General features: G+C 61.2%; 14 protein-coding genes. 2 read left to right on the top strand and 12 right to left on the bottom strand.

Going from position 1 to position 14,716, the window contains the following annotated elements:
- Positions 1 to 30: 30 nt before the first annotated feature.
- Positions 31 to 735: a hypothetical protein gene (locus tag C1J04_RS15335; protein ID WP_114865474.1), complete on the bottom strand. Its 705-nt coding sequence runs from the start codon at positions 733 to 735 to the stop codon at positions 31 to 33.
- Between the two features lie 171 nt (positions 736 to 906).
- Between C1J04_RS15335 and C1J04_RS15330 the strand changes: the two genes are divergently transcribed.
- On the top strand, positions 907 to 3,075 hold the full coding sequence (locus tag C1J04_RS15330) for a sensor histidine kinase (protein ID WP_114865645.1): 2,169 nt from the start codon (positions 907 to 909) through the stop codon (positions 3,073 to 3,075).
- Positions 3,072 to 3,713 carry a response regulator transcription factor gene (locus C1J04_RS15325; RefSeq protein WP_114865473.1) on the top strand — a complete coding sequence of 214 codons (642 nt, stop codon included), beginning with the start codon at positions 3,072 to 3,074 and terminating at the stop codon, positions 3,711 to 3,713. Before C1J04_RS15330 ends, C1J04_RS15325 begins: the two co-directional genes overlap by 4 nt.
- Positions 3,714 to 3,814: 101 nt before the next feature.
- On the opposite strand, the gene C1J04_RS15320 is transcribed toward C1J04_RS15325, so the two are convergent.
- The 11 genes from C1J04_RS15320 to C1J04_RS15270 form a co-directional block, all read right to left on the bottom strand.
- Positions 3,815 to 4,909 (bottom strand): C45 family autoproteolytic acyltransferase/hydolase, encoded by a 1,095-nt coding sequence (locus C1J04_RS15320; protein ID WP_114865472.1) that lies wholly within the window; start codon positions 4,907 to 4,909, stop codon positions 3,815 to 3,817.
- Between the two features lies 1 nt (position 4,910).
- Complete coding sequence (locus C1J04_RS15315; protein WP_114865471.1) at positions 4,911 to 5,984, bottom strand: extracellular catalytic domain type 1 short-chain-length polyhydroxyalkanoate depolymerase; 1,074 nt, start codon at positions 5,982 to 5,984, stop codon at positions 4,911 to 4,913.
- Positions 5,985 to 6,014: 30 nt separating this feature from the next.
- The gene (locus tag C1J04_RS15310) at positions 6,015 to 6,431 is read right to left on the bottom strand and encodes a CopG family transcriptional regulator (protein ID WP_114865470.1); all 417 of its coding nucleotides are present in this window, start codon (positions 6,429 to 6,431) and stop codon (positions 6,015 to 6,017) included.
- Positions 6,432 to 6,509: 78 nt separating this feature from the next.
- Positions 6,510 to 7,931 (bottom strand): UdgX family uracil-DNA binding protein, encoded by a 1,422-nt coding sequence (locus tag C1J04_RS15305; protein ID WP_114865469.1) that lies wholly within the window; start codon positions 7,929 to 7,931, stop codon positions 6,510 to 6,512.
- A complete protein-coding gene (locus tag C1J04_RS15300) occupies positions 7,931 to 9,166 on the bottom strand; it encodes a putative DNA modification/repair radical SAM protein (protein ID WP_114865468.1) in 1,236 nt (411 codons plus the stop codon). Before C1J04_RS15300 ends, C1J04_RS15305 begins: the two co-directional genes overlap by 1 nt.
- Before the next feature lie 111 nt (positions 9,167 to 9,277).
- Positions 9,278 to 9,652 (bottom strand): response regulator, encoded by a 375-nt coding sequence (locus C1J04_RS15295; RefSeq protein WP_005848648.1) that lies wholly within the window; start codon positions 9,650 to 9,652, stop codon positions 9,278 to 9,280.
- Entirely contained in the window at positions 9,649 to 10,749 is a 1,101-nt protein-coding gene (locus tag C1J04_RS15290) for an HWE histidine kinase domain-containing protein (RefSeq protein WP_114865467.1), read from the bottom strand. The genes C1J04_RS15295 and C1J04_RS15290 overlap by 4 nt, the downstream gene beginning before the upstream one ends.
- A gap of 146 nt (positions 10,750 to 10,895) precedes the next feature.
- Positions 10,896 to 11,684 (bottom strand): heme ABC transporter ATP-binding protein, encoded by a 789-nt coding sequence (locus tag C1J04_RS15285; RefSeq protein WP_114865466.1) that lies wholly within the window; start codon positions 11,682 to 11,684, stop codon positions 10,896 to 10,898.
- Positions 11,684 to 12,748, bottom strand: a complete 1,065-nt coding sequence (locus C1J04_RS15280; RefSeq protein WP_174226633.1) for a FecCD family ABC transporter permease — start codon at positions 12,746 to 12,748, stop codon at positions 11,684 to 11,686. Before C1J04_RS15280 ends, C1J04_RS15285 begins: the two co-directional genes overlap by 1 nt.
- A 4-nt stretch (positions 12,749 to 12,752) precedes the next feature.
- Entirely contained in the window at positions 12,753 to 13,613 is an 861-nt protein-coding gene (locus C1J04_RS15275; protein WP_114865464.1) for a heme/hemin ABC transporter substrate-binding protein, read from the bottom strand.
- Positions 13,610 to 14,665: a hemin-degrading factor gene (locus tag C1J04_RS15270; RefSeq protein ID WP_114865463.1), complete on the bottom strand. Its 1,056-nt coding sequence runs from the start codon at positions 14,663 to 14,665 to the stop codon at positions 13,610 to 13,612. The genes C1J04_RS15275 and C1J04_RS15270 overlap by 4 nt, the downstream gene beginning before the upstream one ends.
- Positions 14,666 to 14,716: the final 51 nt, after the last annotated feature.

The following is a 14,716-nucleotide window of genomic DNA, read 5'->3' as shown; positions in this document are numbered from 1 at the left end:
GCATCCAAGAGACCCGCTTATCCGTCGCTTCTATTTCTTGTTGGCGTAGAATGTACCACCGACGCCCGCGTCGAAAATCTGCGGCGAGGGATTGTTCACATCGTTGATACCGCCAGATACCGGTCCAAGCATCGATTCTGCACCCGGCCCCATGAAGTTTCCGCCGAACTGCAAGGTGGCGTCCCCTTCGTTCTCGTCACTGCTAAGCCGACCGGACATATGGAACAGCATCGCGCCGGTGTTCTGCTCGGGGATATTGACGCCCGCGACGACCTGCGCCGGAATGGTGGTACGGCTGAGTGAGGCTGGCAAGCCTTGATCGACCGTCAGCGTCCCGTCCAGTTTGACGGAGTTCGAGGTGCCCGCCTCTGTCGCGACGATGTTGGAGGCCGTTCCGGTGAACGGATTGGTGGTCTGCCCGTCGGTCCAATCCACATCGACTGCCAGATCGCCAATGATTTCCGCGCTATTCGCATCGATATCGGTGCCGAAAATCTGGGCCGATCCACTGTTCACGCCGACCTTCATCTGACCCTCATAGCTGGCTTTCAGCGACGTGGGCATATCCGAAGTGGGGGCCTTTTGACTGACAGCGTTAAAGGCTGTTTCAAAATCCTGCCCGCCACCTGCGCCGCCGCCAACAAGCCCGCCGGCGGAGCCGCTTCCATTACAACCAGACAAGACCGTTGCTGCCCCAAGGCTTGCAATAACAATACTAAGACGTGCGTGTTTCATGAAATTCCCCTTGCTTGATTTAAAAAATTCTTCTTCACTTTTTAGATACCTACTTCATGAAATCGTCTCCCCCCCGTTCAGGGGGTGTCCTCCGACAAGAGTATTTTGAGAAGATGAGCCGTATAGAATGATTAAATTTGCAATTATAAATTCCGCTGTGTGGTCCATAAGATGACACGTCCACATGTCGCCCCCGGAGCCGTTTTCGCGCTTTGCGTCGGGCTCTATCTGGCCGCCGCCGCTGCCCTGACATGGGTGGCGACAGCCCAGCCGTGGCTCGGGCTCAGGCTTGGCGTGGTGGGGCAAAGCGTTGTCGTCACTGACATCGCGCAGGGCAGCGCCGTAAGCCGCGATATGATCGGCAAGGCGCTTCTTGGCCTTTCAGCGGATAACCAGCCCACAATCCCGGTGACACCCCTAGATCTGATAGAAGAGCCCGACGGGATCGGTGATCAAGAGACCCAGCGTCGCTTCTTTGACCGTCAGGATCGCCTGCATGACGCGTTGCGCAGCGGCGCAGTCACCCTGACGTTCGACCAAGCCGACGGCCCTGAAAGCGTAGCGGTAAGGGTCCAGGAAAGCCGTCCGGTTTCGGATCTGCCGATGAAATTCTGGACGCAAATTTTTGTCGCGTTCGTGGGCATGTTTATCGGGACTTGGGTCGTCTGCCTACGCCCTCATGAACAGGCCGGATGGTGGTTTCTGCTTTCCGGGATCGGGCTGGCTTTGGCATCGTCGAGCGCCGCGATCTACAGCTCGCGCGAGCTCGCGCTTAGTCTGAAGGCCTATTCGGTGGCCTGCCGGGTAAATTCCGGTGGATCGCTGCTGTTCGGGATCGGTATGGTGACGTTGTTCCTCTCATACCCGCGGCGCATTGTTCCGAAACCTGTGCTCTGGCTGCCGACACTTCTGATCGGTGCCTGTATCCTCTTGGTGCTTGGCCCCGGCTGGCCGGACAACCTGAACAATGCCCCGGATTTCATCGCGATCATCATGGTGGCCCTGTTGCTGGTCATTGCCGCACAGGTCGCCGCCAATCGCCGCGACCCGGCCGCGCGGGCGATGCTGGGCTGGCTTGGCGTTTCGGTTGCGGTCGGTGCGGGTGGCTTTGTGCTGACGTCCATCCTGCCGACGCTCATGGGGTTGGCCCCGGTGATCGAACAAAGCACTGCGTTTTTGTTTTTCCTGATCATCTATGCTGGTATTGCCTTGGCGGTGACGCGCTACCGGCTGTTCGATCTGGCGAATTGGTCCTACGGCATCTTGTTTTATGGCCTTGGGGTGGCTTTGCTTCTGGGGCTTGATGCCGCGCTCATCTACGGGCTTTCGCTGGGGCGCGCCCCTGCCTTTGGCATCGCCCTCGCGGCGATCTGCACGGTTTACCTGCCCTTGCGCGACAAAGTCTGGGTGCTGCTCAAGCGCAAGCGCGAGATCCCGGCGGAAGAGCTGTATCGCAGAGTGACCCAGATCGCCCATGCGAGAGACCCCGAAGACAAGCAGAGGCTGCTGCGTAAGTTCTGGTCCGATATTTTCAATCCGTTGCGCATCAAGGATCAACCGGCGTCTACCACGATCACCGCACTGCAAGACGATGGCCGTATCCTGACGCTCGCATCTATCGGCAATCTGCCCGCACTGTCGCTTGAGCTGGCCGGGCAGGGATCGCGTCTTTTCTCGTCGCGCGATCTGGCGCGTGCCGATGCGATCCTGTCGTTGCTTGATGCCAGCCTGTCCCAGCACGAGACCTATCTTCAGGCCGTCAGCGCAGAGCGGCTGCGCATCAATCGCGACATGCATGACAATATAGGTGTGCTGCTGCTCAGCGCCCTGCACACCGGCCCTCGGGAACGCAAAGACCTTCTTATCCGCCAGACCCTCGCCGATCTACGAGAGTTGATTTCAAACCCGGATCAGACAGATTGGGATCTGCGTGATCTGCTCGCCGATCTGCGTGCCGAAATCATCACCCATTTCGAGGCCGCCCATATCACCGTCACGTGGCAGGCCGACGAGATCACCAAAGGCCGTATATCCCATCGGTTGGCGCATGCGCTGCGCGCCTTCCTGCGAGAGGGGACCAGCAATATCCTACGCCACTCGGGCGCGACAGAGGCGAAGGTCCGGATTGCCCTGGAAAGCGATGGGTTGCAGCTTACGCTAAGCGATAACGGCTCGGGCTTTGACAGCAGCGTTGCGTCGCTTGGCAATGGTTTCAGAAATCTGAGAAACCGCTTCACCCAGTTGCAAGGTGCCTTCAGCTACAGCACCGGTGCCAAGGGCACCACCTTGACCGCGTTTCTACCTCTTTTCAGCACTCAGAAAGAGGCCGCAGCAGAATGAAGCGTATCCTGATTGTCGAAGATATCGTCGAAACCCTGCGTTGGCTGGTCGAGATCGTACAATCAGCATATCCGGCGGCCACAATATGCACGGCCAACTCGGTACGGACGGCGCTGTCAAAACTGGATGGCCAGATAGATCTCGCCCTGATTGATCTGGGCCTGCCTGATGGGTCGGGTCTCGAAATCCTGCGCGGCCTGAACAAGGCCAGCCCCTCTGCAATCAAAGTCATAACCACGGTAATGGGCGACGACGCGAGCATTGTTTCCTCGCTCTCGGCCGGGGCGGACGGGTATCTGCTGAAAGAGACAGAGGCGGCGGTGCTCTCTCGCCAGCTGACACAGCTTTCTATGGGGTTACCGGCGATATCACCCTCTGTCGCCCGCCGCATCATGGAACACTTCCGCCTCACTGGGCCAGTCGCCAGCCTGGACGGGCGCCTGACGGAGAGGGAGACCGAAGTGCTCACGCTCATCTCCAAAGGTCTGCGCAACGCCGAGGTCGCCTCCGCATTGAACATCGCGGAAACGACCGTCGCGGGATATATCAAGATCGTCTATCGCAAGCTCGGCATCTCCTCACGGGCGGAAGCTGCATGGCACGCGAACCGCTTGGGGCTTGGACTGAAACCGGAATAGCGCCTGTGCTCGGCAGTTCGATTTCGACGAAGGAGCGGCTGCCGTTGGCGTGTTGTAGGGTCTGTTCCGCGTAATATAGCAAGGCCTTCCGCTTCGACGCCCTACGCCACATCGCCCCCGGCGGGAACAAACCTACGCCAATCAACCCCGCGGCCCGCTGCGTAGTCCAGACCGATTTGCACCCAATCGATGGCACCCCCTGCGGCCACCGATGACGGGGTGCTGCCATAGGTGACCTGTCGCGTGCCTTCCTCGAACGCGTCAATTGATTGAGGCCAGACCTCATCGTCCCAATGCAGCGTCATCTTCCGGCGTTTGGGTTCATATTCGGCGGTGAAAAGCGTGCCAAACCCTTCGGCGTAGCGGTCTTGCTTGAGCGGCGCTTGGGTGAACTGACCTGCCAGCGCTGACGGCGTGACCCCTTTGGATAAGACACTCACAAGGTGTTTTGACCGTTCAAACGTGCGGGTAAAGCTGCCTCTGTCGGGCGTGCTGCCGTCGGTCTGGTGGTTTGTGGCGACCAGCCGCGGATGTACCTTTGCCCCGCCACCGGCGTACATCTCGACGCTGGCACCCGCACCCGAGGCATCGGCGACCACCACATTATAGGGCATATGCGACGGCACGCGTTGCAGCACGCGCAGCGCTTGGGGCACGGTTTCGCAGGTTTCCAGAACGTAGCGCAGGATTGTGGTGATACCGAACCCGCGCCCTGTTTCCTGCCGCCCGCCATAAGCCAGCGCGATGCTGAGCCCCGCATCATTGATGCCATCGGACAGACCCCAAAGGAATTCGACCATACCCATCACGCGCCGGCCGGTCCAGGCGCTGTGCAGCTGTAGGCCTTCGTTCAGGTCAGGCGACAGATCGTAGTTGCGCACCAGCCGGATGTCGTCGTCCGACGTGGCCACGGCGAGGGAGCAGCCGCCCAGATAGCTTGGCGGGCACCACGTGGACAGGAAGCGTGCTGCACGGTCCGACCCGCCCGCGAGCGCTGCGAGCTTGGCGTGAACAGGCACTAACTCGGGCATATATTGCTTTAGCGCCGCCTCGCAGGCTGCGCGGTCAGGGCCGTTATCGCCGCCGCGTGCGGTGAACCATGCCTCGTAGGCGGGCCATGAACGGGCCCATCGGGCTGCCCATTTCGGGCCCGGCGCGGCTTCGCTGATGGCGTCAAAGGTAAGAGAGTGTGTCATATCATGCGCCTTTAATAGGCAAATCGAGGAAGAACCGCAGCATTTCGCGGCTGGCATCCGGTCCTGTGGGGTCCGTGTATGACCCCGCGCTGTTGCCGCCCGACCACGCGTGACCGAGGCCCGAGACGGTCCATTGTTCCATCACGACATGGCCTTTCGGTGCCATCACGCTGCGGCGGGAGAAACGGCGCCCGCCCGTGCTGCCGTCGTCCAGAACCTCGGGGCCTTTTGGGGCCTGTTTGGCGATCGCATCCGCATTTGCGGCACTCACAGTGCTATCCGCATCGCCCTGAAAGATGATCGTCGGGATACATTCCCCTGTGTCAAAGCCTGTTGCCCCCTGCCCCATGGCCGCAAAAGCCGATGGCACGTCATGGGCGGCGCGGTAGGGCAAACCGGAATGGGCACCCACCGCGTCAAAGACATCCCGATAGGTTTGTCCCAGCACCACAGCCATCGCCGCGCCGGCCGACAGCCCCGCAACAAAGCTGCGCCCTTTGGGAATGGCATGGTCGCGCTGAAGTTGTTGCATCAGCCCCGCAAGGATCGCCGGTTCACCAGCGCCGCGCATCTGATCGGCGGGGTCAAACCATTTCCAGCAGTTCTGCATATTCGCCATGCGGGATTGCGCCGGATAGACCACGATCAACCCATGCGCCTCTGCCAGTTGGTTCATGCCCGTGCCCTTGGCAAAATCCACAGGGGATTGTTTGCACCCGTGCAGCATCATCACCAAACCTGTCGGCGCAGAGCCTTTGAGGTTGGGCATATAAAGCCGATAGTCGCGGCTGCCTGCGCTGCAGGAAAAGCTGCCGCTGCCGAATGTGGCACCCTCGGGCAGGTCCGGCTCGATGCTATCACCGCCGTTCAGGGTTGATTGCGCCAGCCCCGAAAGCGTCTCGCGCAGGCCGCGGCCGATCTTGGCTTTTCTAAAGGGGCTTTTGCTACCTTTCGCCATGCTCCCCAGCCCACCGGCGCCAAGCGCGTTCTGGATGGCTTCGGTCGCCGCTTTGGGGTTACCCGCGCGCACAAGTTTTCCGGCACGGCGCAGGGCCGCGTTAAATTCATCTGTCATGTCGCATTCCTTTTTAGGATGATGCCGGAGCTAACTGATCCGGTCGCCGAGTGCTTTCTTGACTTCGGTGCTGGCTTGAAGCGCCCCCAGCACGTTGATGGAGCCGATGGTCGCAAGGGCCAGCTCTGGCGTCACATCGCGCGCGATACGGGCCAGTCCGACAACCTTGATGTGCAGCACTTCATTTGCTGCCTGCACCGCCTCGAGATCCGCGACGGAGTAATCGCGCAGACCCATTTCCATTGTGTGACGGTCGATAGACCGTGTCACCGTTTCCGACTGGTGATCCAACTGCTTGCGGATCGCCGTGCGGATAAAATCGCTGCGGTTGGAATAGAACCCCTCCTGCACCAACAGGTCGATCCGCCCGAGATCGACAAAGCCGAGGTTGATCGTGATCTTTTCGTTCTCGGGTTGCTTTTCCCGTAGCTCCCTGACGTTGCTCATCTCGATTCTCCATCCATGTGGATGGTATATGGCATCCCATAGCCATATTGCAACTGCCCCCTAAGAGATTTCGCCTTTTCAGGCCAACATTCGTACGGCGGCGGTCAAATCGTCTTGAAATTGGGCAGTTGCGTCGGCTTTGGCCTGAGGATCGGGGAGGCGCAAAAGATACGAGGGGTGCAGCGTCAGCAGAACCGGCGTGCCTGACGGCGTTTGTTCGACCGTGCCACGGCGGGCGGTGATGGCATCGCGCCGTCCGGTCAGCCCTTCGGCGGCCGTCGCCCCCATGCCCAAAATCAGCTTGGGTTTGACCTGTGCGATCTCGGCATCCAGCCACCAGCGGCAATGTTGAATCTCTGACGCATTGGGCCGTTGATGCAGACGGCGTTTACCGCGCGGGGTGAATTTGAAGTGTTTCACCGCATTGGTCACAAACGCCTTGTCCCGCTGCAGCCCCGCCCGCCCTGCGATCTGATCAAAGAGCTGCCCCGCGGGCCCGACAAAGGGCCGCCCGCTTAAATCCTCCTGATCGCCGGGCTGTTCGCCAACAATCATCAGCTCGGCATCCATGGGGCCCTCGCCCGGTACGGCCTGTGTCGCATTGCAATGCAGGGGGCAGCGGGTGCAGGCGGCGATATCCTTGGCCAACGCGTCTTTCGGACCCTCCCACGCGGATTGATGCGCGGCGAGCTGCGCCTGTACCTGCGCCAATCGCTGCGGCGGAAAGGACGGTGCTGCCTCGGCCATCGCGCGGGCACGGGCGGGGGCGTCGGCGATCATTTGGGGGATATGCGCCGCCTCGGGCATGTTCTTCCAGTATTTCTTGGGCATCTCGGACTGCATGGCTTTGACCATCAGCCGCGCGGGGTTAAAGATGTTCTGGAAATAAGTGATCCACAGCTGTTCGCTCGCGTCTTCAGGTAGGGCGGGCTTTTCCTGCCCCTCGCAGAAGGTCAGTTTGCCCCCCTCGAAAATCGCGCAGACATCCGGCGTAAGAATGCGCCAATCCATATCGCTGAACCGACGCAGAAAGAAATCGGCGGTGGGTTCTACCGTGTGATACGTCGGCTCGAACCACGCGGCAAAGGACCGGCGAGGGGCATCGGGCGCGCCAATCTCTCGGAAACGGACGAAGGCTTTCATCTTGTGCTGGCAGCGATGCACATTCTTCTCCATCCGCCGCAGACGCGACAGATCAGCATCACCGCGATCCGTCATCAACTGCGGCGCATCCTTCAACCGCCAGAGAAACGCATAAAGCCGCGCAAACCGTTCGGGGTCACTGTGCCAGACGACACTGCGCGCCATGCTGACGAAGCTACGCGGCACGGTCACCTGCCCGTCCGTCTGCATCGGGGCGGTGTCGCCAAAAAGATCGGATGCCGTGCTGGTATCGCCCCACAGGATCGCCTCGGGCGGGACGCCGGCGGCCAGAAACTGCCGCGCCGCATCGCGCCACGCCTGTGCCGTGCCGATCTTGGGCATGACCGCGCGGTGCATCAGAACAGGGTCAACTGTTCGGGCGGCGGCGCAAACTGCGCGCGCAGGTCGATGCTGTCGGTCAGCCCGCCGGGGGACCAGCCCCCCGCGGTGACAAAGCTGCGGGCCTTTTTCATAGATGCACCCATGCGGATCAAATCCTCGTAGCGCAGGGTGCGGTGGCGGCGGGTGGACAGGATGCGGTTCACCGTCTTCACCCCGAACCCCGGCACCCGCAACAGCATCTCGCGGGTGGCGCGGTTCACATTCAGCGGGAACACCTCGCGGTGCACCAGCGCCCATGCGAGTTTCGGGTCGACCTCAAGATCAAGGTTCCCGTCCGCGGTGACGGATGTAATCTCGTCCAGCTGGAAGTCATAGAACCGCAGCAGCCAGTCCGCCTGATAGAGCCTATGTTCGCGTTGCAACGGTGGCCGGATCAGCGGCAGTTTGGCCGAGCTGTCAGGGATCGGCGAGAAGGCAGAATAATACACGCGTTTCAGCTTGTAGCTGGAATAGAGCCGCGTCGACTGGCCCAGAATGGCCGCATCATTCGACCCGTCCGCCCCGATGATCATCTGCGTCGACTGCCCCGCAGGCGCAAACCGCGGCGGGCGCTTGCCGGTGTGGGATGTGTCTTTCGACACCTCTTTACGCAGCCGGAAATCGGCCATCGCTTTGCGGATCTGATCGGGCTTCTTTTCGGGCGCATATTGCTGAACGGCGGCATCGGTGGGCAGCTCGACGTTGATCGACAGCCGGTCTGCCAGCAGCCCTGCTTCGGCAATCAACTCTGGCGCGGCGTCGGGGATGGTTTTCAGGTGAATATAGCCGCGAAAATTCTCTTCGTGGCGTAGCTTGCGCGCGATCTGTACCATGTCCGACATCGTCGCATCGGGCGACTTGATGACGCCCGAGGATAGGAACAGCCCTTCGATATAATTGCGGCGATAGAATTCGATGGTCAGCTTCACCACTTCATCGACACTGAACCGCGCCCTAGTGACGTTGGACGAGGCACGGTTGATGCAATAGCTGCAATCATAGATGCAGAAATTCGTCATCAGGATTTTCAGAAGCGAAATACAGCGCCCGTCCGGCGCATAGGCATGACAGATGCCCGACCCCTCGTTCGACCCGACGCCCTTGCCATCGCGCGAGTCGCGTTTCGTCGACCCCGAAGAGGCGCAGGACGCGTCATATTTCGCCGCGTCGCTCAGGATTGCCAGTTTTTGCTCTACAGATTGCTTAGCCATATGTTCACTATATGTTCACATACGGCCGATGTCACGGGGTCAAAGCATCCCTGCCCTGCGCCGCAGTGTCGCGGCGCGCGGGTTTTTGCCTGCGGGGTTTCCTGTCTGCGCTTACTCGGTCTCTAGGCTTGGGTAGACGCGGCGCAGCGTCTCGATCAGCTTCTGGCTGCTCACGGGTTTTTTCACCACACGGTCATCCGGCCCGAGAAAGCTGATCTGGTCGGCGTCATATGCGGTGATGAACACAAAAGGGATACCCCGTTCGCGCAGGATATCCGCCACGGGTTTCGATGTCTTGTTGCGTCCAAGGTTCACGTCAAGAAAGGCGATATCAATATCGCCGTCGCGCGCTTTTTCCTTGGCGTCTTCCAGATGGATACTGGGGCCGACGACGTTAAAGCCGATGTCTTCCAGCAGGTCGGACATCTCGAATGCGACCACGACCTCATCTTCGACGATGAAAATATTCTGAGGTTGATTTGTCATTCTACTGCCTGCTCTTCCGTCTGTTGCGGCATCTTCAAATGCCATTCATATCCATTTGGCCCGAAAACCGTATCGATTTTCCCGCCCGTTTCCGCCTCGAGGGCACGCCCTGTGATGAAGCTACCAAAACCTGTCTCGCTGGGTTTCTCGGCGGCAGGGCCGCCCTTTTCCACCCAGTGGAGTTCAAGGGGGGAACCCTCGGCGGTACTTCCTTGTTCCCAAGATAAGTTCACAACACCGTCAGGAACCGACAGGGCGCCGTATTTCATCGCGTTTGTTGCCAGTTCGTAAAATGCCATCGACAAGGACAGCGCCTGGCGCGATGGCACCTCTACCTCCGGCCCCGTCAACGTGATCCGACCGCCGCCTATAGGGTCGAGCACATCGGCAGCCACGGCACCAATCGCAGCACGGTCCCAAGTGGTGCCCACCAGTTTGGAGTGGGCCGTCGCATAGGCGTTAAGCCGTTGGTCAATCGTTTCACGGATACCGCGTTGAATGCTCATCTTGCGCAGCGACTGGCTGACGATGGATTTCACCACGCTAAATGCGTTCTTCACACGGTGGTTCAACTCGGCAATCAGGATGTTCTGCGCCTCGCGCAAGCGGCGCTCTTCGTCGATATCAATCAGGGCGACGGTCGCCCCGATCCGCTCCCCCTCCCCGTCGAGCACTGGCTCGCCGATGATTCGCATCCAAAAACGGGTGCCGTCGCCGCGCTGATAATCCACGTCGATCTCGACATGGTCCTCGCGGTTCTGGATCACCCGCGCCAAAGGGTACTCGTGGCTTTGTACACGGGACCCATCAGCGTGGTACGATACCCATTCGCCATAGGCGTTCACGTCGTCCGAATGCAACACAGGATGGCGCACCATCTTTTCGACGTGGCTGTTGCCGTAGATAATCTTGCCTTCGGCATCGGCCATGACGACCCCGACGGGCACCGTCTCCATCATCGCTTCAAGGAAGTTCAAGCGATGCGACGCCCGCTGCGCCTGTTTCTTCGGCGCATCCGCGTCAACATTCTTTGCCGCCAGCTCCTCTTGCACATGCAAAAGCTCTGTCGCCATCTTATCGGTGGGCTGTGTCGGCATGGTTTGTCCTGGGTGATTGGTGCGGTGTGTCGGTTGACATAGACCGTCAGACGCTGGTGTCTAGGTGTAGTGTCACATTTACGTCATTCTGTCGAAGCTCATACGTCAACCGATATATATGTCAGCGCGCTGGCGTGGTCCCGCCCCTACCGCATACGCTCCTGCGCGACGTGTGGCAGGATATAGCTTTGACCGGCTGCGGCGGGCGTATTGACGGTCAGGGTGCAGCCATAGGCTTGGGACAGGATGGCGTTTTGCATCACGTCGGCGGGCGCGCCGTGCTTCAGGATCTGGCCGTCTTTGATCATCGCCATGTGATCAGCGAACATGGCCGACAGGTTCAGATCATGCATGACCGCGACCACGCCGCCGCCGCGATTGGCGAAATCTTTGAGAAGCCGCATCACCATAAGCTGATGGCCGATATCCAGACTGGCAACAGGTTCGTCCAGCAGCAACCAACGGGGTAAGCCGTTCTGCACCGGATGCCAAACCTGACAGAGCACGCGCGCCAGCTGCGTGCGTTGCTGCTCTCCGCCGGAAAGCTCTTGATAAAGCTTGTCTGCGTAGCCCTCTAGCCCGACGGCATGCAGGGCGCGGGCGGGGATATCGTCGCGGTGTCCCGATATGCCGCGTCGTAGCCCCATGCGCACGACCTCGGCCACGGTAAAGGGGAACGCAAGCGTGGCTGACTGCGGCAGCACCGCGCGCATGGCGGCAAGTTCCCACGGGTGCAGATCGGCGACGTTTTCGCCATTCAGCAGAATGCGGCCGGTGAAGTCGACCTCGGCCGTGATCGCCTTGAGCAACGTTGATTTGCCCGACCCGTTGGGCCCGACAATCGCCGTAAGCGCGCCGGCAGGGGCGGTGAAGCTGACCCCGTGCAGAATCTCCTTCTTGCCGATACGGGCTACAATATCGCAGGCGCGCAGCATCACAGGTCCACCAACCCACGGCGCCGCAGTAGGATCCAGAAAAACACCGGTGCGCCCAGAATGGCGGTGATCAACCCGATGGGCAGTTCCGCCGGCGCAATAATCACGCGGCTGATGATGTCGGCGGTCAGCAACAGCGTGGCTCCCAGCAGTGCAGCGTTCACCAGCAGGGGTTCGTGATCCGGCCCCGTGGCAAGACGCAACAGATGGGGCACGACGATCCCGACAAAACCGATCCCGCCGGACATAGCGACCGCGGCACCGGTGGCGGCGGCGACCGTGAGGATGGCGGTATGCTTTACCCGCTGCACCGGCACCCCCATATGCGCGGCGGTTGCCTCCCCGAAAGCGAGTGCGTTCAGCCCGCCGCCCAAGCGCATAGCCACACCCGTCGCCAGAAGGATCAGCGGCCCCGCGATGGCGACCTTGGTCCATGTGGCACCGGCAAGCGAGCCGAGCCCCCAGAACGTCAGATCGCGCAACTGCGTGTCATCGGCGAAATAGATCAACAGCCCGCCCAAGGCCCCTGTCAGCGCACCCAAGGCAATGCCCGCCAGCAGCATCGTCGCGACAGAGGTGCGCCCGCGCCGCGTCGATACGCGATACAGCAGCAAGGTTGCCGCCCATCCGCCCAGAAAGGCCGCCAGCGGGATCAGCCAAAAGCCCGCCACGGTGAGCACAGCCGCCGGCAACAGCCCGCCCAGAACGATTGCCACGATCGCGCCCAATCCGGCACCCGCACTTACCCCAAGCAGGCCCGGGTCCGCGAGCGGGTTGCGAAACAGCCCCTGCATCACCGCGCCTGACACAGCCAGCGCGGCCCCGACACAGATGCCCATGATCAGCCGCGGCAAACGGATATCCCAAAGCACTACCCGTTCAAGCTGCGTCAGCGGCGCACCGGTCACGATCTTGGCCAGGGCATGCCACAGCGATGTGCCCGACGCCCCGATCGCAAGGCTGCCGATGGCGGCGACTGCCAGAACAGCCGCCATCCACACATGCGCCTTGCGCGCAGCACGGCGGCGGTCGCGGGGCGGGGCGAAATCTGCAAGCGCTGTCATCGGATCAGTCGGCGTAAAGCGCGGCGTGCAGATCGGCGACCGCATCTGCCGTGCGCGGCCCGAACCCCAGCAGATAAAGCCCGTCCATCCGCACCACCGATCGGCTGTTCGCCGCAGGGGTGACGGATATGGCAGGCATCGCGAAAAGCTCTGCCTCGGTGCTGTTGTGATCGCCTTCACGCGCCATCATCACCAGCACATCGGGGGCTGCGGCCAGCACGGCTTCGTCCGTGATGGGTTTGTAGCCCGCAAACCCCGTGACCGCATTCACCGCGCCAGCCAGATCTATCATCGACGCGGCTGCCGTATCCGTGCCCGACGCCATGATCCGCCCGCCTTGGGTGCTGAGGATGAACATCACGCGCTTGCGCTCTGCCGCGGGCCGGTCTTGCGTCGCACGGGATACGGCTGCCAGCTTTTGATGCACTTCAGCAACCAGCGCTTCGGCCTGCGGCCCTTTCCCAAGGGCCTGCCCGACGGCGTGTATCTTGGCGCTGACCCCTTCGGCGGTATAGTCGTCAGGGACGATGACAAAGGGGATATCCGCCTGCGCTAGCACCTCGATTGTTTCGGGCGGTCCGGCACCTTCCTCGGCGATGATCAGCTTGGGGCCTGTGGCCAGCACCCCTTCGGGCGAGAGCGCGCGCATATAGCCCACGTCCGGCAAGGCAGCGGTTTCAGGCGGATAGCTAGAGGTCGTATCCCGCGCAACCAGCTGGTCCTGCGCGCCGAGGGCAAAGACGATCTCTGTCACCGCGCCGCCGATGGAGACGACGCCCCCTGTGGGTTCCTGTGCCGTGGCGGGCAGTGCTGTAATCAGGCCAAGCGCCGCGACGCTGATAGCGGTCGTGAAAGCGCGGATCATGCGGGCACCTCGACGTTCAGGCTCTCCAGCCCCGCGACAAGCTTGCCCCATGCGGGACGACAATCGCGCCCTTCCTTGCCGACGCCAAAGACCTGAAGGATAAGCCCCCCATCCTTGTTGAACGCCTCGACCGAAACAGCGGGGCCGCGTTGCGTGGGCTTGTCGACGGCCCAGACCTCGGCGATGTGATCAAGCCGCAGATGCAGGTTAAAGCGGGGGTCCAGCACATTCTGCCACGGACCCATGGATTTCAGCGTGGTGATCGGGCCCGAATGAATCTGGATACACCCGCGATTGCCGGTAAAGACCATGATCTCAAGCTCTTGCGCGACCACCTGATGCAGCATGGCATCGACAGCAGAAGGCTGCAAAGCGCGTGCAAAGGGCTCGCCCGCGATGCGGTAGGCCCCTAAGCGGTTCATCTTGAGCTTGGAGGTCAGGCGCAAGAACTGATGCGTGTCGGTCAGCCGCGCCCATTCCTTTTGCAGGATGTCCAGCTTCGACAGATCGGATTTCGGCACCTCGTCAGGGTCGCGCGGCACCACGTTAAGGGTGGGGGATTGGTCTTCCAGCGTCAGCCCCGCTTTGGCGCGATCAAAGGCCGCCACCTCGGACCCCTCGCGCAGAAATATCTTATGTACCGCATCCCCCGCCGCATCGAACACCTGCAGGCTGCGGCGCGTACCGGCGTCCGTCTGCTTCTCTACGGCAAAGGCATGATGCCACCGGCTGGGAAAGAGGCGCAGGTCGATGTCATCGGTGAGGATCATCGATGCATGGGGACCGGGGTGATAGTTATCATAGGTGCCGACCTTTTCGTTCACGCAGGACGGGTTGCGGGTCAGCGCCATAACCTCGCCCAGGGTCTGGGCGGCGCGCATGATCTTGTCGGGGTGCGCATTGATACGCCGCACGCCATCGCCGGTATAGGCCGCCAGCAACTGCGCCTCGCTGATCTTGAGCTTGTCGGCCACATCACGTTCGCGCAGCTTTGCGTGGTCGGCGCGGAAGGCGCGAATATCCTCGGGGGTCGGGGGAACGGAATGGGTCATGCAGCACCTTCGCCATATAGATTGAATGAGAGGGGGCTGGCGACGCGCGTC

Origin of the sequence: Sulfitobacter sp. SK025, from assembly GCF_003352105.1 — a bacterium.
Classification (GTDB): domain Bacteria; phylum Pseudomonadota; class Alphaproteobacteria; order Rhodobacterales; family Rhodobacteraceae; genus Sulfitobacter; species Sulfitobacter pontiacus.
This window is presented reverse-complemented; position numbering and strand designations above follow the sequence as displayed.